The sequence below is a fragment of the Streptomyces sp. UF-297 genome, from assembly GCF_058245575.1.
Genome location: NZ_JBSIBZ010000017.1, coordinates 102,981 through 123,497, shown reverse-complemented (window position 1 = coordinate 123,497; position 20,517 = coordinate 102,981). Strand labels below are relative to the sequence as shown.

The following is a 20,517-nucleotide window of genomic DNA, read 5'->3' as shown; positions in this document are numbered from 1 at the left end:
GCGCCCCCCCCCGCGGCGGCGGGCTCGATGCCGTCGCGGCGCACCAGGACGTCGGCCACCGCGGCGACCGGCGGCGTACGCAGCGTCAGGTGGCGGCAGCGCGAGCGGATGGTGGGCAGCACGTCCTCGATGGAGGGCGCGCACAGCAGCCAGACCGTGCGCGGCGCGGGCTCCTCGACGGCCTTGAGCAGGACGTTGCCCGCGCCCTCGGTGAGGCGGTCGGCGTCCTCCAGCACGATCACCTGCCAGCGCCCGCCGGCCGGGGACATGGAGGCGCTGCGCACCAGCTCACGGGTCTCCTTCACGCCGATGGACAGCAGGTCCGTACGCACGATCGTGACGTCGGCGTGGGTGCCGACCATGGTCGTGTGACAGCCGTCGCAGAAGCCGCAGCCGGGGGCGCCGCCGAGCGCGCGGTCGGGGCTGACGCACTGCAGGGCCGCGGCGAAGGCACGCGCCGCGGTGGATCGTCCCGAGCCGGGCGGGCCGGTGAACAGCCAGGCGTGCGTCATCTTCGAGGCGCCGAGCGCCTCGGCACCGCCGCCGTCCGGCCCCGGCTGCTCGGCCGTGACCAGGGCGTCCGCGTCGCGCGCCGCAGCGGCCAGCTGCTCCGTCACCCGGTCCTGACCGACCAGGTCGTCCCACACCGCCATCGCCGCGCCGCCTCCCTCTTCCCGCTCATCGGCCCTCGATCGCGAGCCGCACCTGCGCCCTGTCCACCGAGCGAAACCCATTGTCGCCGATGCCACTGACAGCTCCGCTGTTCGAGCGAACCTCCGATATCTCTACGCCGGGCATCCCCTTCACGGACTCTTCACATGGAATGTTTTGCGCAAAACGGCATTGGGACGTGGATGCCGCACCACGCAGACAGGACTGAAACGCCATGCTCCATCGCACCTTGCGCCTGGTCACCGGCGCGATCACCGCCGCGGCACTGGCCGCGGCCCTCCCCGCGCAGGCGGCCGGTGCCGCGTATGCCGCCAAGTCCCCCATCAGCTCCGCGTACGGCATCTCCGCGAACCTCGGCCCCATCTCCCTGGCCAAGCAGGCCCGCTCGGCCTTCCCCGCCGGTCCCCCCAGCGCCTCGGTCGCGAGCGTGAAGGTCGGCGACACCGGCAGCGCGACAGGGGTGTCCAGTGCCTCGTCCGGCAACAAGACGACCGGCGCCGCCACCTCCACCGGCAAGCTCGGCTCGATCAGCCTGAACCTGAACAAGCTGGCCACGCTCACCACCGGAGCGGTCAGCGCCACCTGCGCCGCGCAGCCCGGCAAGCCCCCCACGGGCAAGGTCTCGGTCGCGGGCGCGTCCTTCAAGGCCGGATCGGCCACCGCCGACCTCGGCGCCTCGACCGCGCCCAACACCGCCGTCACGCTCCCCAACGGCCTGGGCAAGGCCGTGGTCAACGAGCAGATCAAGGACGGCAACACCCTGACCGTCAACGCCCTCCACATCACCCTCGGCGGCGACCTGGGCGGCGTCCTGGACGGCGACCTCATCCTGGGCTCGGCCACCTGCCAGGCCGGTACCCCCGCCCCCACCGGCGCCATCAACGCCACGGTCAAGGACATCAAGACCAAGAAGCCGGTCCCCGCGACGGTCACCACCGTGCAGAGCTCCAAGCGGCTGCTGCCCACGGACTGCGCCACCGGCCCCGGCGGCCAGTGCGCCTTCAAGCCGCTGCCCCTGGGGACGTACATCGTGTGCATCACCGACGTACCCGAGGGCTATGTGATGCCCACCGGGGCCGCGCGCTGCTCCGCCGTACAGACCCTGGACGAACAGCACCTGGTGCGCGACGTCGTCCTCTATCTGGCCAAGGGCGAGAAGACCAAGAAGGGCAAGTGAGCGGGCGCGCGGCGCGCTCAGCCCGCTGACACGGCGCCCGGCCGGGCAGCGGCCGGGCGCTTCCCGTGCGGCACGGGCCCCGGCACGACGGGCGGCCGCTGGGGCACCCGGTAGCCGGAGCCGGTGCCCGGCTTGGTGCCCCACACATAGATCAGGTCGTTGACGTCCAGCAGCCAGTACAGCCGCTCGGCGTCCGCGACGTTCATGTTCACGCAGCCGCCGGAGCCCGACGCGAAGAGGTCCTTGTGCGTCCCGTGGATCGCCTGGCCCAGGTTGAAGAACTGCGAGTACGGCATCGGCGCGTTGTCGTAGACCGTGGAGAAGAACCGCTCCTGCCGCTTGTAGACCCGGTGCCAGCCGCGCCGGGTCTCCAGCCCGTCGCGGCCCGTACGGATGGGCACCGGCGGGAAGACGATCCGCTTGCCGCTCTGCGCCCACAGGATCTGCCGGTCGAGGTCCACGCAGGTCACCCGGAAACCCTTGACCGGGCAGCGGCCGAGCGCGTTGGGGTTGCGGCCCGCCTCGCGCACCAGCAGCAGGCGGTACGTCGCCAGCGTCGCCCGGCCGTCGGCGGGGCTCACCTTCAGCTGCCGCTGCAGTGTGCGGATGGCGGCGCAGTCGGCCGGTGACTGCCTGCCGTCCCTGGGGAGCCCGAGCGCGGCCTCCAGCTGCCACTGGTAGGGGCCGGTCCGCGCGGTGCACGGCAACTCCTTGCCCTCAGGGCCGTGCAGGCCCGGCGGTCCCGTGGGCGCGGCCGCCGCCGTTATGTGCCCCGTGCCCACCAGCGTGGCCACCGCCAGCGGCACCACGGCCGCCGCCCGCCGCCGCCCGCTCCTGCGCGCAGACGCGCTCATCTCTCCTCCTGGTGCCGGATGGATCCATGGACCCGCAGGATCCATGGACCTGTCAGCACCAGTCGTACGGCGCGAGCACCGCCGCCCGCGCGCCGAGCGCGGCGAACGGGCCAACGGTGATGTGCCGGCCGGGCGCCCCTACCGCCCGCGCCGCCTGCCCTTGCGGTCCTCCGGCTCCTCGCCCTCGCGCGGGCCCAGCAGCTCGTCGGCGAGCGTCGGCAGATCGTCCAGCGGGGTCTCCTCCGCCCAGTCCGGGCGGGGGCGGTTGCGCTGCGGCGGCTCGACGGGACGGCCGGTGTCCGGGTCGATCTGCGGCAGTTCACGGGTGCGCTCGGCGCTCGACTCCGCGGGCCGCTGCGGCGCCTCCCGACCGTCCGGCTCCGGGCGGAACACCCACGGCGGCACCCGGTCGGCCGGGTCGCTGTGCCGGGAGGCCTTGGCCTCCCACGCCGCCCCCGCCGTACGGGAGTCGGCCCCGCGGCCGGCCTCGGGCCACGCCGCCGGGCCCTCGGGCCGTACGGGAGGCAGCACCTCGGTCTCGTCCGCCGCCCCCGCCTCGCGTACGGGCGGCAGCACCGTGGTCTCCTCGGCGTCCGCACCACCGGCCCGCCGGCCGGCCTGCGCCGACTGCCCGGCCCGGTCCTGGTCCGCCGGCCCACTCCCCGCTCCGGGCTGCGGCAGCACCTCGGTCTCGTCGCCGCTGCCCACCGCCCGTACGGGAGGCAGCACCGCCGTCTCGTCACCGCTGCCCGCGTCGCGTACCGGAGGCAGCACCGCGGTCTCGTCCGCCGCCCCGCGCGCCTGATCACCCTGCGCACCGGGCTGCGGCAGGACCGCCGTCTCCTCCGACTCCGACTCCGGCGCGGCGGCCGGACGCGGGCCGGGCTGGCTGCGCCCGCCCGTCCCCAGGACCGGCTTGCGCGTGGGGAGTTCCTGCGCCGCCGTGGCGGTCTCGGGGCCCGCCGCCGCGGCCGCGGCCTCGCGGGCCGCCGCCAGCCGGGCCTGTTCGGCCCGCAGCAGGGCCTCCTCGGCCTTGCGCTGCTTCTCCTTGCGGCGCTCCTCGGCCTCGGCGCGCAGCCGCGCCTCCTCCTCGGCCTGCCGGCGCCGCCGCTCTTCTTCCGCGGCCCTGGCCTTCTCCTCGGCCTCGCGCCGCTTGCGCTCCTCCTCGGCCGCCTTGCGGGCCTCCTCGGCGCGCTTGCGGGCCTCCTCGGCCTGGCGGGCGGCCTCGCGGGCCTTGGCGGCCTCGATCTCGCGGCGCTTGCGCTCTTCCTCCTCGGCGCGCAGCTTGGCCAGCTGCTCCTGGCGCTCGCGCTCCAGGCGCTCCTCCTCGGCCTTGCGCGCGGCCTCTTCCTCGGCCTTGCGCCGCGCCTCTTCCTCGGCGGCCTTACGGGCCTCCTCGCGGGCCTTGATCTCCGCTTCGGACAGCGGCAGGACCTGGTCCAGGCGGTGGCGTACGACGGTGGTGACGGCCTGCGGCTCCTGCCCGGCGTCCACGACCAGATAGCGCGTGGGGTCGGCGGCGGCCAGCGTCAAGAAGCCCGCGCGCACCCGCTGGTGGAACTCGGCCGGCTCGGACTCCATACGGTCCGGTGCCTCGGTGAAGCGCTCGCGGGCGGTCTCCGGGGAGACGTCCAGCAGCACCGTCAGATGCGGCACCAGGCCGTCGGTCGCCCAGCGCGAGATCCGGGCGATCTCGGTGGGGGCGAGGTTGCGGCCCGCGCCCTGGTAGGCCACCGAGGAGTCGATGTAGCGGTCGGTGATCACGACGGCGCCGCGCTCCAGCGCGGGCCGGATCACGCTGTTGACGTGATCGGCGCGGTCGGCGGCGAACATCAGCGCCTCGGCGCGGTCGGACAGGCCCGTGGTGGACACGTCCAGGATGATCGAGCGCAGCCGCTTGCCGATGGCGGTGGCGCCCGGCTCGCGGGTCACCACGACCTCGTGGCCCTTGCCGCGGATCCACTCCGCCAGCGCCTCGACCTGCGTGGACTTGCCCGCGCCGTCGCCGCCCTCCAGGGCGATGAAGAACCCGGTCGGGGCCGGTGCCTGCGCCGGCTCGCCGCCGCGCAGCGCCTCGCGCAGGTCGCGCCGCAGCGGCACGCCCTGCCGGTCGTCCACCTTGCCCAGCACCCAGGCGGCCACCGGCAGCAGCAGCGCGCCCACCAGCATGAGGGTGTAGGCGGCGCCGCCGTGGTCCAGCACGAACTTGCCCTCGCCCACGTGGTGCGGGCCGATCGCCGCGGCCAGCAGCGGCGCGACGATCACGGCCAGCGCGACCGCCAGGCGTACGACCGCGTGCAGATGCTCGGTCGTACGGGCCGTACGGAACTCCTCGGTCTCCTGGTCCAGGAGCGTGTGCCCGGTGTTGGCCGCGACACCCGCGGACACCCCGGCCAGCAGCGCCAGCAGCAGCACCGTCGTCGGGTCGGGCACCAGGCCCACGCCCAGCAGCGCCAGGCCCGTGACGGCCACGGACAGCGCCAGCAGCCGGCGCCGGGACAGCGCGGGAAGGATCGTGCCCGCCCTGCGGATGCCCACCACGGGACCGCCGCTCAGGGCCAGTACGAGCAGGGAGAAGCCGACCGGGCCACCGCCCAGGTCGGCGGCGTGCAGCACCGCCACCGCGAAGGCCGCGGCGATCGCGGCGGCGACCGCGGCACAGGCCAGCACCAGCAGCGGCACCGCGCCGGTGCGCCCCTTGTCCACGCCCGAACCCGCCTTCGGGCGGCGCATCCCCTCCAGGGGGGAGCGCGGGCGCGGCGTCTGCACGGCGGGCAGCTGGAGGAAGTACAGGACGGAGATCGACGCGGCGAACAGGCCGGAGGCGACATAGGAGCCGAGCGCGGCCTGGTGATCGTGGAACCACTCGATGCCCGAGCCCAGCACATTCCCGAAGAGGGTGACCACGATCAGCGCCGCGGCCGCGACGGGCAGCGAGACGAAGGTGGTGCGCAGCGAGAGGCGCCGCAGCGCGTCGAGGTTGTCCGGAAGGGGCCGTATGGCCGCGCCCTCCGGGGGCGGGGCGGGCAGCAGTCCGGGCGCGGCGCTCTCCCGCGCCACGGTCCAGCAGCGCTCGGCGACCCCGGCCACGAAGGCGGTGACCACCAGCCACGCCAGCGCGCTGCGGGGGGTCCAGTCGATCCACAGCGGGGCGACGACGAGCAGCGCGAGCCGCACCCCGTCCGCGCCGATCATGGTCCAGCGCCGGTCCAGGGTGCCCCCGGGCGCGGTCAGCGCGGACAGCGGGCCCAGGAGTACGGCCCCGAACAGCAGCGTGGCCAGCATCCGGGCAGCGAAAACGGTGGTGATGGCGAAAGCCGCGCCCCTGTATCCGCCGCCGAAGACGGCCTCGCCGCCCGCGGGAACGTACAGCGCCGCCTGGAGTGCGAGCAGTACGAGCACCAGCAGTGCGAGGGCATCACCGATACCGCTGACGAACTGCGCACTCCACAACCGCTTCAGTGGGGGGAAGCGGAGCAGGGCTCGCACGGCGCGCTCGCGGGAGTCCGCGGCCAGGGCGCCGGATGTGGGGGTCACGACCGTTGGCTGCTCGGTACGCGTCATCCTGCCAGCCTATCGGCCTCGGCCCGGACCCCACGGCCTCACCCGAACGTACGGGCGACCCGAGGCGTCAGTCGCCGACCAGCAGCACCTCGTCGAAGATCTCGATCACGACGATGACGAGCAGGCCGTGGGCGACCACGTACTCGATGAGCAGCCCGGGCGCCACTTGGGCCTTGCGGTCGTCCTCGTGCACGCCGACGTGGCTGCTGGCCTTGTGATACGGGTCGAGAGCGAGCTTGGCCAGCCCGCGCTCGAGAAGCTCCCGCCGCTCCGCCGGCATGGCGTCCGCCGTGGCCTTCGCCTCGACGGTGTACGTGACGCGGTACCCCACCGTGCCCCCTCCGCTCAGTCCTCGGCCGGCTTGGCCGCGGCCGCCTTCTTCGCCGTCGTCTTCTTCGCCGCCGTCTTCTTGGCGGTGGTCTTCTTCGCGGCCGTCTTGGTAGCCGTCTTGGTGGCCGTCGCCTTCTTCGTGGCGGTCTTCTTGGCCGGGGCCTTCTTGGCGGTCGTCTTCTTGGCCGCCGTCTTCTTCTTCGCCGGCCCCTTGGCGCGCTTCTCCGCCAGCAGCTCGAAGCCGCGCTCCGGCGTGATCGTCTCCACGTCGTCGTCCCGGCGCAGCGTGGCGTTGGTCTCGCCGTCGGTGACGTACGGGCCGAAGCGGCCGTCCTTGACCACCACCGGCTTCCCGCTGACCGGGTCGGCGCCCAGCTCCTTCAGCGGCGGCTTGGCCGCGGCCCGCCCGCGCTGCTTGGGCTGGGCGTAGATGGCGAGGGCCTCGTCCAGGGTGATGTTGAAGATCTGGTCCTCGCTCTCCAAGGAGCGCGAGTCCGTGCCCTTCTTCAGGTACGGGCCGTAGCGGCCGTTCTGCGCGGTGATCTCCACGCCCTCGGCGTCCTTGCCGACCACCCGCGGCAGCGACATCAGCTTCAGCGCGTCATCGAGGGTGACGGTGTCCAGGGACATCGACTTGAACAGCGAGGCGGTGCGCGGCTTGACGGCGTTCTTGCCGGTCTTGGGCGTGCCCTCGGGCAGGATCTCGGTGACGTAGGGGCCGTAGCGGCCGTCCTTGGCCACGATCTGGTTGCCGCTGACCGGGTCCATGCCCAGCTCGAAGTCGCCGCTCGGCTTGGCCAGCAGCTCCTCGGCGTACTCCACCGTCAGCTCGTCCGGCGCCAGGTCCTCGGGCACATCGGCGCGCTGGTGGCCCTCGGAGTCCTTCTCGCCGCGCTCGACGTAGGGGCCGTAGCGGCCCACCCGCAGCATGATGCCGTCGCCGACGGGGAAGGAGGAGATCTCCCGGGCGTCGATCGCGCCGAGGTCGGTGACCAGCTCCTTCAGGCCGCCGAGGTGGTCGCCGTCGCCGTTGCCGGCATCGGCGGCGCCGGCGGCGCTTCCGTCGCTGCCGCCCTCGCCGAAGTAGAAGCGGCGCAGCCACGGCACGGACTGGGCCTCGCCGCGCGCGATGGCGTCGAGGTCGTCCTCCATCTTGGCGGTGAAGTCGTAGTCGACCAGCCGCCCGAAGTGCTTCTCCAGCAGGTTGACCACGGCGAAGGACAGGAAGGACGGGACGAGCGCGGTGCCCTTCTTGAAGACGTAGCCGCGGTCCAGGATCGTGCCGATGATCGAGGCGTACGTCGAGGGGCGGCCGATCTCGCGCTCTTCGAGCTCCTTGACCAAGGTGGCCTCGGTGTAGCGGGCGGGCGGCTTGGTGGCGTGCCCGTCCACCGACATCTCGCGGGCGGAGAGCGCGTCGCCCTGGGCGACCTGCGGCAGCCGCCGCTCGCGGTCGTCCAGCTCGGCGTTGGGGTCGTCCGCGCCTTCCACATAGGCCTTCATGAAGCCGTGGAAGGTGATGGTCTTGCCGGACGCGCTGAACTCCGCGTCCCGGCCGTCGGCCGCCCTGCCGCCGATCTTGACGGTGACGGAGTTGCCGACCGCGTCCTTCATCTGAGAGGCGACGGTCCGCTTCCAGATCAGCTCGTACAGCTTGAACTGGTCGCCGCTCAGGCCGGTCTCGGCGGGGGTGCGGAAACGATCACCCGACGGGCGGATGGCCTCGTGCGCCTCCTGGGCGTTCTTGACCTTCCCCGCGTACGAGCGGGGCTTGTCCGGCAGGTAGTCGGCGCCGTACAGCTGGGTGACCTGGGCGCGGGCCGCGCTGATCGCGGTGTCCGACAGGGTCGTGGAGTCCGTACGCATATAGGTGATGAAGCCGTTCTCGTACAGCTTCTGGGCCACCTGCATGGTCGCCTTGGCGCCGAATCCCAGCTTGCGGCTGGCCTCCTGCTGGAGGGTGGTCGTACGGAAGGGGGCGTACGGGGAGCGGCGGTAGGGCTTGGACTCCACCGAGCGCACGGCGAAGTCGGTGTTCTCCAGGGCGGCGGCCAGCGCGCGGGCGTTCGCCTCGTCCAGGTGCAGGACGTCGTTCTTGAGCTTGCCGTTGGAGCCGAAGTCGCGGCCCTGCGCGATACGGCGGCCGTCCACGGTGGCCAGCCGGGCCGTCAGCGTCGAGGGGTCGGAGGAGTCACCGGCGCGGCCGGTGGCGAAGGTGCCGGTCAGGTCCCAGTACTCGGCGGAGCGGAACGCGATCCGCTCGCGCTCGCGCTCGACGACCAGGCGGGTGGCCACCGACTGCACGCGGCCGGCCGACAGCCGCGGCATGACCTTCTTCCACAGGACCGGCGAGACCTCGTAGCCGTAGAGGCGGTCGAGGATGCGGCGGGTCTCCTGGGCGTCGACCAGCTTCTGGTTCAGCTCGCGGGGGTTGGCGACGGCCTCGCGGATCGCGTCCTTGGTGATCTCGTGGAAGACCATGCGGTGGACGGGGACCTTGGGCTTGAGGATCTCCTGGAGGTGCCAGGCGATCGCCTCGCCCTCGCGGTCCTCATCGGTGGCGAGGAAGAGTTCGTCGGACTCGGCCAGCAGCTCCTTGAGCTTCTTGACCTGGTCCTTTTTGTCGCTGTTGACCACGTAGATCGGCTGGAAGTCGGCGTCGACGTTCACACCGAGACGGGCCCAGGGCTCGCCCTTGTACTTCGCGGGGACCTCCGCCGCGCCGTTGGGGAGGTCGCGGATGTGCCCGACGCTCGCTTCGACCACGTAGCCAGGGCCGAGGTAGCCCTTGATCGTCTTCGCCTTGGCAGGCGACTCGACGATGACGAGTCGGCGGCCGCCGCCCTGTGCGGTCTCGCTGGTCGGGGACAACTTCGCTCTTCTCTCCGGTCGACGCTGGGGAACCCCCGGCCTCGGGCCAAGGGGGCGGGCACTGCGGTGACGCTTGACGCTGCGGAGTGTGACGGTACCTCCCGCCCCCGTGTCAAACGGAAAAACCCCGCAACGCCACTCGAACGGTAACCCGACTACATGCCTTCATGCCGCCCGGGCCGCACGTGGCCCTCCGCCGCCCGTGCCCGCGCCCGCGGGAAGGCCGCGCACCGATCGCACCCGTCCCCGTAACTCATGCCCAGACCCGCCCGCCCTCAGGCACGGACCGGCGCAGACCGTCACGTCAGGGACCGGGGCCCGCGCGTATGCCGTCGTGCCGCGGCGTCGGCGGCGGCTGGCAGGATGGTCATGGACCACACGGCGCGGCGCAGGCGCCCCCGGCCGGCCGTCGCAGCCTCCTGGCCCCGCGCCCGGCGCGCCGCCGTCACCGGCCAGCGATCTTGGGGGAGTGCACCAGCGATGCCCGAGCAGAATCCCTGCGGCCCGCCGCACGAGCCCGGCGGGCGCCGCACGGCCCAGGGGCGCAATCCGGACAGCCGCCGCCCCGCCCCGTACGCGCTCCGCTCCCCTGCACACGCCCCGGACCAGGCCCGGCACGCCGCGGACCGGGCACGCCGCCGCGTACGGCCGCTGAGCGGGTGACCGCCCCGCCCCCGCCCGGCGCCCCGGTCAGGCGCCCCATCGGCCGGGCCGCCGTGCTGCGCCGCGCCGCCCTGTTCGCCGCCCTCGGCGCGGCCGGTGCCGCCTATCTGTGGCACACCGATCCGCACCAGCCGGGGCAGCTGCTGCCGCGCTGCCCCTTCAACTGGCTGACCGGCCTGCTGTGCCCGGCGTGCGGCCTCACCCGCCTGCTGTACGACCTGCTGCACGGCGACGTCGTCGCGGCCTTCCACGACAACGCCGCGCTGCTGGTGCTCGGCGTACCGGCCGCCGTGGCGCTGGCCGCACGCTGGCTGTACGCGGGGTGGCACGGACGCCGCTGGCGCCCCCGGCTCGGGCGCCGCGCGGGGCTCGCCGTGCTGGGCCTGGCCGTCGGCTGGGCCGTCGTACGCAATCTGGTCGGCTGAGTCCGCAGGGCCGGGCCGCGCCGGGGCAGCGGCCATGGAGCGCCTGACGGACGGCGGCGGGACGAGCGCCGTACGGCGGCCGGAGCCCACTGGCCGAAAAACGCCGCCGGGCCGCCCCCGCCGGAGGACGGCCCGGCACACAGACATGCCGTTCAGGGCGCGGAGATCACTTCCGCGCGGTCTTCGCCGGGCACACGGCGCCCGGTCAGCGCACCGTGACCGTGACCACCGGGGAGACCACACCGCCCCCGGCTATCCGCAGCTCGTTCTTGCCCTTGATGCCGAGCTTGACGCGCAGGGAGTACGCGCCGGTCTTGTTGACCGGCACGCTCGCGGGCAGCGAGACCCACTTCTTGCCCTGCTTCTGCTGGAGGGTGACCTTGGTGCCCGCCTTCAGGCCGGTGGAGGTGCCCGAGACGCGGAACTCCTGCCATGCCTTGACCGAGGACACGCTCGCCTTGGCGGTGATCGAGGCCTTCTGCGGGGCCTTGGCGGCGGCCGGGGCGGCGTGGGCGGACGGGGCGGCCGGAGCGGCGACGGCGGCGGCCGCGGTACCGGCGACGAGCGCGGCACTGAGGACACCGGCGGCGGCAAGGCGGTATGCACGGTTCATTACGTGTTCCTCCCTTTCGGGCCTGTTATTGGCCTTCAATGAGGTACACGGTGAAATCAGCGCGTTGGTTGCCTGACCGTGCGGCACGTTTTTCCCCCGGTGCGCACGCGAACGGGGAGCGGACCGGCGCCAGTTGGGACACAGCGTTACGGCTGTGCCCCCTGGGGCTGCCGGGGTGATGGCTGTGGCCCATGCGGCTCATAGGTTCCGTGTGCCCCCTGTTGCGCCTGCCGTAACGACCGGATCCGTACGGATTCCGGATCCGTACGCACTCCCGTGTCCGCACACCCCCGGCCGGACAGCACGAAGGCCACGCGCAAGGGGCGAACGGCGTCTGAACGGTGCCCACTTGGCCCCGCCCCGCGCCGCTCACCTCACCGGCGCTCCGCCCGCCTCAGCCCCGTACGACCGGGTCCAGGAAGCCCTGCTCCACCAGCAGCCGGATCGCCTCCGGAGTGCGGTCCCGCAGCAACACCGGGTCCTCGCCCACCAGTTGGGCGATCGCGTCCAGGATCCGCCCGGCCGGCAGCGAGCCGTCGCACACCCCGGCGAACCCGGCGCCGACCGTGTCCACCTTCGTCGCCCTGCGCATGCCCCTGTTCTGCCGCAGCACCACGTGCTCGGGGTCCTCCGCGCCCGGCATCCCGACCTGCTCCTGGACCACCTCCCGCGCCAGCTGGAAGTGCCCGGCCAGCAGCGCGGCGTCGTCGGTGGCCCGCAGGTAGTCCTGGCGGTCGAAGTGGGCGAGGACCGCCTCGCCCAGCGGCTGCTCGACCGGGTGCGGCCACTCCTCGACCGTCAGGGAGGGGCGGTCCGCGCCCGACTTGCGCAGGGTGATCCAGCCGAAGCCGACGCCCTTGGTCTTGCGGGCCTCGAACTCCTCCAGCCACGCGTCGTAGCGGGCGGCGTACTCCTGCGGGTCGCTGCGGTGGTCCCCGCCGTCGCGCAGCCACAGCTCGGCGTACTGCGCGACGTCCTGCACCTCGCGCTGTACGACCCAGGCGTCACAGCCGCGCGGTACCCACGAGCGCAGCCGCTCGTGCCAGTCCTCGCCCTCGACGTGCTGCCAGTTGGCCAGGAACTGGGCGTACCCGCCGTCGTTGAGCCGGTCCGCGCTCTGCTGCACCAGGGTGCGGCACAGGTCGTCGCCGCCCATCCCGCCGTCCCGGTACGTCAGCCGCGCGCCGGGCGAGATCACGAACGGCGGGTTGGAGACGATCAGGTCGAAGCGCTCCTGGTCCACCGGCTCGAAGAGGGAGCCCTCGCGCAGGTCCGCCTCGGGCGCCCCCGACAGGGCCAGCGTCAGGGCCGCGATGCGCAGCGCCCGCGCATTGAGGTCGGTGGCCACCACGCGGGTGGCGTGCTGGGCGGCGTGCAGCGCCTGGATGCCGGAGCCCGTCCCCAGGTCCAGCGCGCTGCCCACGGGCCTGCGCACGGTGATCCCGGCGAGCGTCGTGGACGCCCCGCCCACGCCCAGCACCAGTTGCGAGCGGTCCGCCCCGGACCGGCCGCCGGCGATCCCGCCCGCGCCGCCGACCGCGCAGCCCAGGTCGGAGACCACCCACCAGTCCTGCCCGTCGGGCCCGCCGTACGGGCGCACGTCCACGCTCGCCCGTACCTGATCGCCGTCCCTGACGAGCCAGCCGTCGGCCAGGCAGTCCTCCACCGACAGCGCGGCCCGCGCCCGCTCGTAGGGCACCGCGTGCTGGAGCAGGAACAGCCGCACCAGCGTCTCCAGCGGGCTCTGGCCGCGGGTCGCGCGCAGCGCGGGCACGGTCTCGCTGCGGGCGAGCGCCGCATAGGCGGGCGCGCCGAGCAGGTCCAGCAGGCCGTCGGCGGTGAAGGCGGCGGACTGCAGCGCCTGGCGCAGCCGGGCCGTACGGGCGGCGGAGTCGGGGTCGCGGACGTCAGCGGTGGGGAGGTGCGTACTCACGCCCCCATTGTCGGGGCTGGCACCGGCAAACGGCGACGGCCCGGTGCCGCGTCCGTTGCGGACGGGGCACCGGGCCGTGTCGGGCCGCGCCTGGCGCGCGGCGGCGGGCAGCTGCCGCTTACTGCCCGGCGTCCGCCTTCTCCTGCTTCTCCTGCTTGTCGTCGGCCTTGTCGCCGGCCTTGGGATCAGCCTTGGGGTCGGCCTTGTCGTCGGCCTTCGGCGAGCCCGAGCCCTTGTCCACCTGGCAGCCGGGCTGCTTGGCCATCGCCTTGCCGACCTCGCCCTCCTGGAACTTCTTCAGAGCGGCGGAGCGCTTCTCGCCCTGCCCCTTCAGCGAGTTGCTCAGGGTCACGATCTGCTCGGCGAACTTCGACAGATTGCCCGGGTCCAGCTTCTCGGCCTGGGCCTTGAGGTCGTCGTAGAACTTCGCGTTGTCGTTGAGCTCCTTGACCGCGGCGTCCTCGCGCTGCTGGCCGTCGTCGACCGGCGGCGGGCCCGAGTCCTTGAGGGACTTGGCCAGCCCGCGCGAGGCGTTGGCGAGGTTCCCGAACGCCTTGACGTACAGCTCCTTGACCCGAGGCCGGTCCTTGATGTGGTCGTTGGCCTCTTCCAGCTCCTTGTCCGCCCCCTGGCTCAGGTCGTACGAGGCGTTCGCCGACTTGCAGTAGGTGGCGGCCCAGTCGTCGAGCTTCTTGCCGCTGTCGTCGTCGCTGCTGCAACCGGTCAGCGTGAGCACAAGCGCCGCACCGCCGGACAGTGCGGCCACTAGCTTCTTGTTCACCGGATTGGTCCCTTCCATGGCTCTCGGCCCCGGAACATACACGCCTGAGGGCCCTTGACCACGAGTCGAGCTTCCTGTACGACCCGCATTGCAGCCATTTGCACCAAGCCTTGGACGAGACCAATGCAGGGCCCGTACGAGACAAAAAGCGGGTGGACGGCGCTCTCAAGATGCGCCGTCCACCCGCCCGTTGGATGCTGCGGGGCCGCTCTCGGCTAGGACACCACGGCCGGGTCGACCGACTTGGCGACCTTCCCGGAGTTGTCTTCGTCACCCACCGCGATACCGCGCCGCTTGGACACGTACACCGCTCCGACGATGATCACGATCGCGAGGACCGCGACCCCGATGCGGATGCCCAGGCTCTTGTCCGCCCCGTAGGAGAACTTCACCACGGCCGGCGCGATCAGCAGCGCCACCAGGTTCATGACCTTCAGCAGCGGGTTGATCGCGGGGCCGGCGGTGTCCTTGAACGGGTCGCCGACCGTGTCGCCGATCACCGTCGCGGCGTGCGCCTCGCTGCCCTTGCCGCCGTGGTGGCCGTCCTCGACGAGCTTCTTGGCGTTGTCCCAGGCACCGCCGGAGTTGGCGAGGAAGACCGCCATCAGCGTGCCGGTGCCGATCGCACCCGCCAGGAAGGAGCCGAGCGCGCCCACACCGAGCGAGAAACCGACCGCGATGGGCGTCAGTACGGCCAGCAGACCCGGGGTGGTCAGCTCGCGCAGCGCGTCCTTGGTACAGATGTCCACCACGCGCCCGTACTCGGGCTTCTCGGTGTAGTCCATGATCCCGGGGTGCTCGCGGAACTGCCGGCGCACCTCGTAGACCACCGAACCGGCCGACCGCGACACCGCGTTGATCGCCAGCCCGGAGAAGAGGAAGACGACGGAGGCGCCCAGGATCAGGCCGACCAGGTTGTTGGGCTGGGAGATGTCCAGGCTCAGCCCCATGCCGCTGGCGGCGCTGCCGACCTCCTTGACCGCCGTGCTGATCGCGTCGCGGTACGAACCGAAGAGCGCGGCCGCGGCCAGCACGGCCGTGGCGATCGCGATGCCCTTGGTGATGGCCTTGGTGGTGTTGCCCACCGCGTCCAGGTCGGTCAGGACCTGCGCGCCGTCGCCGGTGACGTCGCCGGACATCTCGGCGATGCCCTGCGCGTTGTCGGAGACCGGGCCGAAGGTGTCCATCGCGACGATGACGCCGACGGTGGTCAGCAGGCCCGTACCGGCCAGCGCGACCGCGAACAGCGCCAGCATGATGGACGTACCGCCCAGCAGGAACGCCCCGTACACCGACAGACCGATCAGGACCGCGGAGTAGACGGCGGACTCCAGGCCGATGGAGATGCCGGACAGGACGACGGTGGCCGGTCCGGTCAGCGAGGTCTTGCCGATGTCGCGCACCGGGCGGCGGGTGGTCTCGGTGAAGTAGCCCGTCAGCTGCTGGATCAGGGCCGCCAGCACGATGCCGATGGCCACCGCGACCAGCGCCAGGATCCGCGGGTCGCCGGTCTTGGCGAGGATCTCCCCGTCGGTGACGCCCTTCAACTCCTTGTAGGTGGCCGGAAGGTAGGTGTAGACGGCGACGGCCACGAGCACCAGCGAGATGGCGGCCGAGATGAAGAAGCCGCGGTTGATGGCGGTCATGCCGCTGCGGTCCGAACGGCGCGGCGCGACCACGAAGATGCCGATCATCGCCGTGACGACGCCGATGGCCGGTACGAGCAGCGGGAAGGCCAGGCCGGCGTCACCGAAGGCCGCCATGCCCAGGATGAGGGCGGCGACCAGGGTCACGGCGTAGGACTCGAAGAGGTCGGCCGCCATGCCCGCGCAGTCGCCGACGTTGTCGCCCACGTTGTCCGCGATGGTCGCGGCGTTGCGCGGGTCGTCCTCGGGAATGCCCTGCTCGACCTTGCCGACCAGGTCCGCGCCCACGTCGGCGGCCTTGGTGAAGATGCCGCCGCCGACCCTCATGAACATCGCGATCAGCGCGGCGCCCAGACCGAAGCCCTCCAGCACCTTGGGGGCGTCGACCGCGTACACGAGCACCACGCAGGACGCGCCCAGCAGGCCGAGCCCCACGGTGAACATGCCGACGACACCGCCCGTACGGAAAGCGATCTTCATCGCCTTGTGCGAGACCGCCGTCAGATCGCGTGCCTTTGTGTCGCCCTCGGCCGGGGTGGCCTCACGGGCTGCGGCGGCCACACGCACATTGCTGCGTACGGCCAGCCACATGCCGATATAGCCGGTGGCCGCGGAGAATGCGGCGCCGATCAAGAAGAAGGCGCTGCGCCCGGCGCGCTGCGTCCAGTCGTCCGCGGGCAGCAGCATGAGCAGGAAGAACACCACTACGGCGAAAATGCCCAGGGTGCGCAACTGCCGTGCCAGGTAGGCATTTGCGCCTTCCTGCACGGCAGCGGCGATCTTCTTCATGCTGTCGGTGCCCTCGCCGGCCGCGAGTACCTGGCGGACCAGAACGCCCGCGACGGCCAGGGCCGCCAGCGCGACCACGGCGATCACCAGCACCATGCCGCGGTTTCCGGTCGTCAGTGATGGCTCGGCCAGGTATGAGGGGGTGTCCAGCAGCTGAGGGGTGTAAGGCCCCGCCATTCGTCCTCCTTGACGTTTGGCACATGGGCGCGCGAAAGCACGCTCAGGCGTCCTGAGCTAGAGATGTGGACGGATTGTAGGGAGCCCCACTAGATCAAAACAGTGCGCGTCAAAGGGAATTCGCCGGTACCCGCGATGCACCGGCGATACACCGGCGAAGATCAAAAGATGCGCCCCACGGAAATTCGCCTGTACGAATGAAAGCCGCCAATTCGCTGACCGCCGCCGGATGATCTCAGTATTTCCTCGAACGCGCCTGTTCAGAACACCTGAGCCCATTGATCACGGGTGGCGCGGAGAAAGATCGGTACGGGGCCGGGGCGGCCGGGCACCTGCCGCACCCGGGGCCCTGACGGCCCTGGCAGACCGTCCGACGGGGCACACCGGACCTCGCGAAGCGGCGGAAAGGCGGCCGGGAAAGGAGGTACGGGAGCGGGCGCCGGGGCGAGCGGGGCGGTTCCGGGGAAGGGCCGGGGGCGGACGCGGGGAAGGACCGGGGGCGGACGCCGGGAAAGATCGGGAGCGGGCGCTAGGGAAGCACGGGAGCGGGCGCCGTCGGCCAGCTCATGCGGATCACGCCGCCGCCCTCGCCGGAGGACACCTCGACATCGTCGACGAGCCCGCTGATGACCGCCAGGCCCATCGCGTCGTCGCCCTCGGAGTCACCGTTGTCCGAGACCACGACACCGCCGCCCACGGGCTCCACGGCGGCCGGCCCTTCGCCGTCCACCGCGCGCGCGCCGGGAACCAGCCCGGCGCCGCCCTGCACACAGGGGACCTCGTCGCCCACCTCGATGGAGAACTTCTTCTCGTCCTCGACCAGGACGACGCGCACCGGCGCGGAGATGCCGTTGCTGCGGTGCAGCCCGACGGCACGGGTGCAGGCCTCACCCACGGCGAGACGCACCTCGTCCAGCACGGCCTCGTCCACCCCGGCCCGCCGCGCGACGGCGGCCGCGACCAGGCGCGCGGTCCGTACGTGCTCGGGAAGGGCGCTGAAACGAAGTTCGACGGTGGCCATGCCATCCCCCTCGATATGCGGGCGTGCAACGCAGGGGGCCGGACCCCGAAGCCCGGTTCCCCCCACTACTTCCTCCCCCGGCCTCTTCGCCCGGGGGCACCGAAAGCCGTCAGTCGGTGGCCGAGACGGCTTCGTCGACCGAGGTGTGGATCGGGAACACCTTGGTCAGTCCGGTGATACGGAAGATCTTGAGAATGCGCTCCTGGTTGCAGACCAGGCGCAGCGAGCCCTCATGGGCACGCACCCGCTTGAGCCCGCCCACCAGTACGCCGAGCCCGGTGGAGTCGAGGAAGTCGACACGTTCCATGTCCACCACGAGGTGGTAGCTTCCGTCGTTCACGAGCTCGACCAGCTGCTCCCGCAGCTTGGGCGCGGTGTATACATCAATCTCGCCACCGACCTCGACGACCGTACGGTCGCCAACGGTCCGGGTCGACAGGGACAGGTCCACGGATCCTCCAGCACCTTGCTATCGAGCGGTCGCCCCCCATGGATCGGCAGCCGCGATGGCATTCAATCACTTACCAGCAGGCGTGCACGACGCCTTGTCAGCATTGTCCGTCACACCAGTGACACACTCGGTGTCGATGGCCTCCAATCAACTCCCGCCGGACGCGGGCGTCCGCCCTTCCCCACGCGTGGTACTCGACCGCCTCGCCTCCGGGGCGACCCGTGCTACGCGCATCACTCATACGGAGCACTTGCCCCCGAGGATCGGCAGCCATGCCCCCTGGCCGGGACGGATCCGGCCGGAAGTCGTCGAAGCCGTGCGCGCCGCCGGAATCCAGCGGCCCTGGGCCCATCAGGCCCGTACCGCAGAGCACGCCCTGGACGGCGAATCGGTCGTCGTGGCCACCGGCACCGCCTCCGGCAAGTCCCTGGCATACCTGGCGCCCGTCCTGTCGGCCCTCCTGGACGGCTCGGAGGCTCCCAACGGGCGCGGGGCCACCGCGCTGTACCTCGCGCCCACCAAGGCCCTCGCCGCCGACCAGCGACGCGCCGTACGGGAACTGGCCGAGCCGCTGGGCAGCGCGGTCCGGCCCGCCGTCTACGACGGGGACACCCCGGTCGAGGAGCGCGAGTGGGTGCGCCAGTACGGCAATTACGTACTGACCAACCCCGACATGCTGCACCGCGGCATCCTGCCCGCCCACCCCCGCTGGTCGTCCTTCCTGCGCGCGCTGCGCTATGTCGTCATCGACGAGTGCCACACCTACCGCGGGGTCTTCGGCTCGCACGTCGCCCAGGTCATACGCAGGCTGCGCCGTATCTGCGCGCGCTACGGCCGTGAACCGGTCTTCCTCCTCGCCTCCGCCACCTCCGCCGACCCGGCGCAGGCCGCCACCCGGCTGACCGGGCTTCCCGTGGTGGAGATCACCGAGGACACCTCGCCGCGCGGCGAGCTGGTCTTCGCCCTGTGGGAGCCGCCGCTGACCGAGCTGCACGGCGAACAGGGCGCTCCGGTGCGCCGTACCGCCACCGCCGAGAGCGCCGACCTGCTCACCGACCTCGCCGTCCAGGGCGTACGGACCGTCGCCTTCGTACGCTCCCGGCGCGGCGCCGAACTGATCGCGCTCATCGCCCAGGAGCGGCTGGCCGAGGTGGACCGCTCGCTGCCGGGGCGGGTGGCCGCCTACCGGGGCGGCTATCTCCCCGAGGAGCGCCGGGCCCTGGAGCGGGCGCTGCACACCGGCGACCTGCTGGGCCTGGCCGCGACCACGGCGCTGGAGCTGGGCGTGGACGTCTCCGGCCTGGACGCCGTCGTCATCGCGGGCTACCCCGGCACCCGCGCCTCCCTGTGGCAGCAGGCCGGGCGCGCGGGGCGGGCCGGGCAGGGCGCGCTGGCCGTCCTCGTCGCCCGCGACGACCCGCTGGACACGTACCTGGTGCACCACCCCGAGGCCCTCTTCTCCCAGCCCGTGGAGTCCACCGTCCTGGACCCCGACAATCCGTACGTGCTCGCCCCCCACCTGTGCGCGGCCGCCTCCGAACTCCCGCTCACCGAGGACGACTTCGCGCTCTTCGGGCCCGCCGCGCCCGACCTCCTGCCGCAGCTGGAGGCCCGCAAGCTGCTGCGCCGGCGCGCCAAGGCCTGGCACTGGACGCGCCGCGAGCGCGCCGCCGACCTCACCGACATCCGCGGCCAGGGCGGCTCGCCCGTCCAGATCGTCGAGTCCGGCACCGGGCGGCTGCTGGGCACGGTGGACGCGGGCGCCGCGCACACCACCGTCCACGACGGCGCCGTCCACCTGCACCAGGGCCGTACGTACCTGGTCGAGCACCTCGACCTGGCGGACAACGCCGCCCTGGTCAAGGAGGCGAACCCGCCCTACTCCACGACCGCCCGCGACACCACCGCCATCTCCGTCCTGGAGACCGACACCGAAATCCCCTGGGGGGACTCGCGGTTGTGCTTCGGCTCCGTCGAGGTCACCAATCAGGTCGTCTCCTTCCTGCGCCGCAAACTCATCACCGGTGAGGTGCTCGGCGAGACCAAACTCGACCTCCCTGCGCGGACGTTGCGCACCCGCGCCGTGTGGTGGACCGTCACCGAGGACCAGCTGGACGCCGCCCGGGTCAACCCGGAGCAACTGGGCGGCGCCCTGCACGCGGCCGAACACGCCTCCATCGGCATGCTGCCGCTGTTCGCCACCTGCGACCGCTGGGACATCGGCGGCGTCTCCATCCCCCTGCACCCGGACACCCTGCTGCCCACGGTCTTCGTCTACGACGGCCACCCGGGCGGCGCGGGCTTCGCCGAACGCGCCTTCCACACCGCGGCGGAGTGGCTGGCCGCCACCCGCCGGGCGATCGCCTCCTGCGAATGCGATGCCGGCTGCCCCTCCTGCATCCAGTCCCCCAAGTGCGGCAACGGCAACGATCCCCTCCACAAGCGGGGAGCCATCCGGCTGCTGACCGAACTCCTCAAGGGAGCACCACAGCCGTAGCTCCGCCGGGCCCCGCATGGGTCACGCCGGGCCCCGCATGGGTCACGCCGGGC

Annotated in this window: 15 protein-coding genes; 4 read left to right on the top strand and 11 right to left on the bottom strand. The window is 72.4% G+C overall.

All coding sequences use genetic code 11. From position 1 onward, the window contains the following. A partial coding sequence (locus AC4IJH_RS13225) for a DNA polymerase III subunit delta' (RefSeq protein WP_490851834.1) occupies positions 1–653 on the bottom strand: 653 nt, incomplete at its 3' end. 233 nt (positions 654–886) lie between these two features. On the opposite strand from AC4IJH_RS13225, the gene AC4IJH_RS13220 reads away from it, so the two are divergent. Then, positions 887–1,849 (top strand): choice-of-anchor P family protein, encoded by a 963-nt coding sequence (locus AC4IJH_RS13220; protein WP_490851833.1) that lies wholly within the window; start codon positions 887–889, stop codon positions 1,847–1,849. Between the two features lie 17 nt (positions 1,850–1,866). Here AC4IJH_RS13220 and AC4IJH_RS13215 read toward each other — a convergent pair whose 3' ends face one another. The 4 genes from AC4IJH_RS13215 to topA form a co-directional block, all read right to left on the bottom strand. Continuing rightward, the gene (locus AC4IJH_RS13215) at positions 1,867–2,703 is read right to left on the bottom strand and encodes a L,D-transpeptidase (RefSeq protein ID WP_490851832.1); all 837 of its coding nucleotides are present in this window, start codon (positions 2,701–2,703) and stop codon (positions 1,867–1,869) included. A 138-nt stretch (positions 2,704–2,841) separates the two neighbouring features. Next, positions 2,842–6,267: a dTMP kinase gene (gene tmk, locus AC4IJH_RS13210; RefSeq protein WP_490851831.1), complete on the bottom strand. Its 3,426-nt coding sequence runs from the start codon at positions 6,265–6,267 to the stop codon at positions 2,842–2,844. A 67-nt stretch (positions 6,268–6,334) separates the two neighbouring features. Then, on the bottom strand, positions 6,335–6,598 hold the full coding sequence (locus AC4IJH_RS13205) for a hypothetical protein (RefSeq protein WP_490851830.1): 264 nt from the start codon (positions 6,596–6,598) through the stop codon (positions 6,335–6,337). Positions 6,599–6,612: 14 nt separating this feature from the next. Beyond that, on the bottom strand, positions 6,613–9,468 hold the full coding sequence (gene topA, locus AC4IJH_RS13200; RefSeq protein ID WP_490851829.1) for a type I DNA topoisomerase: 2,856 nt from the start codon (positions 9,466–9,468) through the stop codon (positions 6,613–6,615). Positions 9,469–9,948: 480 nt separating this feature from the next. Between topA and AC4IJH_RS13195 the strand changes: the two genes are divergently transcribed. Together AC4IJH_RS13195 and AC4IJH_RS13190 are read left to right on the top strand one after the other, a co-directional pair. Beyond that, the gene (locus AC4IJH_RS13195; protein ID WP_490851828.1) at positions 9,949–10,131 is read left to right on the top strand and encodes a hypothetical protein; all 183 of its coding nucleotides are present in this window, start codon (positions 9,949–9,951) and stop codon (positions 10,129–10,131) included. Next, a complete protein-coding gene (locus AC4IJH_RS13190; protein ID WP_490851827.1) occupies positions 10,128–10,556 on the top strand; it encodes a DUF2752 domain-containing protein in 429 nt (142 codons plus the stop codon). The genes AC4IJH_RS13195 and AC4IJH_RS13190 overlap by 4 nt, the downstream gene beginning before the upstream one ends. Before the next feature lie 205 nt (positions 10,557–10,761). Here the strand turns inward: AC4IJH_RS13190 and AC4IJH_RS13185 are convergent, their stop codons facing one another. The 6 genes from AC4IJH_RS13185 to bldG all read right to left on the bottom strand — a co-directional run bounded on the left by AC4IJH_RS13185 (position 10,762) and on the right by bldG (position 17,967). Continuing rightward, positions 10,762–11,169: a hypothetical protein gene (locus AC4IJH_RS13185; protein ID WP_490851826.1), complete on the bottom strand. Its 408-nt coding sequence runs from the start codon at positions 11,167–11,169 to the stop codon at positions 10,762–10,764. 394 nt (positions 11,170–11,563) lie between these two features. Then, positions 11,564–13,102, bottom strand: coding sequence for a DUF7059 domain-containing protein (locus tag AC4IJH_RS13180; protein WP_490851825.1), 1,539 nt, complete (start codon positions 13,100–13,102; stop codon positions 11,564–11,566). 118 nt (positions 13,103–13,220) lie between these two features. Next, entirely contained in the window at positions 13,221–13,883 is a 663-nt protein-coding gene (locus AC4IJH_RS13175) for a small secreted protein (protein ID WP_490851824.1), read from the bottom strand. Between the two features lie 215 nt (positions 13,884–14,098). Next, the gene (locus AC4IJH_RS13170) at positions 14,099–16,495 is read right to left on the bottom strand and encodes a sodium-translocating pyrophosphatase (protein WP_490851823.1); all 2,397 of its coding nucleotides are present in this window, start codon (positions 16,493–16,495) and stop codon (positions 14,099–14,101) included. A 529-nt stretch (positions 16,496–17,024) separates the two neighbouring features. Beyond that, entirely contained in the window at positions 17,025–17,516 is a 492-nt protein-coding gene (locus AC4IJH_RS13165) for an ATP-binding protein (protein WP_490851822.1), read from the bottom strand. Between the two features lie 109 nt (positions 17,517–17,625). Then, complete coding sequence (gene bldG, locus AC4IJH_RS13160; protein WP_046926810.1) at positions 17,626–17,967, bottom strand: anti-sigma factor antagonist BldG; 342 nt, start codon at positions 17,965–17,967, stop codon at positions 17,626–17,628. A gap of 55 nt (positions 17,968–18,022) precedes the next feature. On the opposite strand from bldG, the gene AC4IJH_RS13155 reads away from it, so the two are divergent. Continuing rightward, a complete protein-coding gene (locus tag AC4IJH_RS13155) occupies positions 18,023–20,464 on the top strand; it encodes a DEAD/DEAH box helicase (protein WP_490851821.1) in 2,442 nt (813 codons plus the stop codon). Positions 20,465–20,517: the final 53 nt, after the last annotated feature.

Excerpts from the sequence above, each read along its gene's own strand:
- AC4IJH_RS13220 (WP_490851833.1), top strand. The coding sequence starts at position 887 with ATGCTCCATCGCACCTTGCGCCTGGTCACCGGCGCGATCACCGCCGCG.
- AC4IJH_RS13215 (WP_490851832.1), bottom strand. The coding sequence starts at position 2,703 with ATGAGCGCGTCTGCGCGCAGGAGCGGGCGGCGGCGGGCGGCGGCCGTG.
- tmk (WP_490851831.1), bottom strand. The coding sequence starts at position 6,267 with ATGACGCGTACCGAGCAGCCAACGGTCGTGACCCCCACATCCGGCGCC.
- AC4IJH_RS13195 (WP_490851828.1), top strand. The coding sequence starts at position 9,949 with ATGCCCGAGCAGAATCCCTGCGGCCCGCCGCACGAGCCCGGCGGGCGC.
- AC4IJH_RS13185 (WP_490851826.1), bottom strand. The coding sequence starts at position 11,169 with ATGAACCGTGCATACCGCCTTGCCGCCGCCGGTGTCCTCAGTGCCGCG.
- AC4IJH_RS13170 (WP_490851823.1), bottom strand. The coding sequence starts at position 16,495 with ATGGCGGGGCCTTACACCCCTCAGCTGCTGGACACCCCCTCATACCTG.
- AC4IJH_RS13165 (WP_490851822.1), bottom strand. The coding sequence starts at position 17,516 with ATGGCCACCGTCGAACTTCGTTTCAGCGCCCTTCCCGAGCACGTACGG.
- AC4IJH_RS13155 (WP_490851821.1), top strand. The coding sequence starts at position 18,023 with ATGGCATTCAATCACTTACCAGCAGGCGTGCACGACGCCTTGTCAGCA.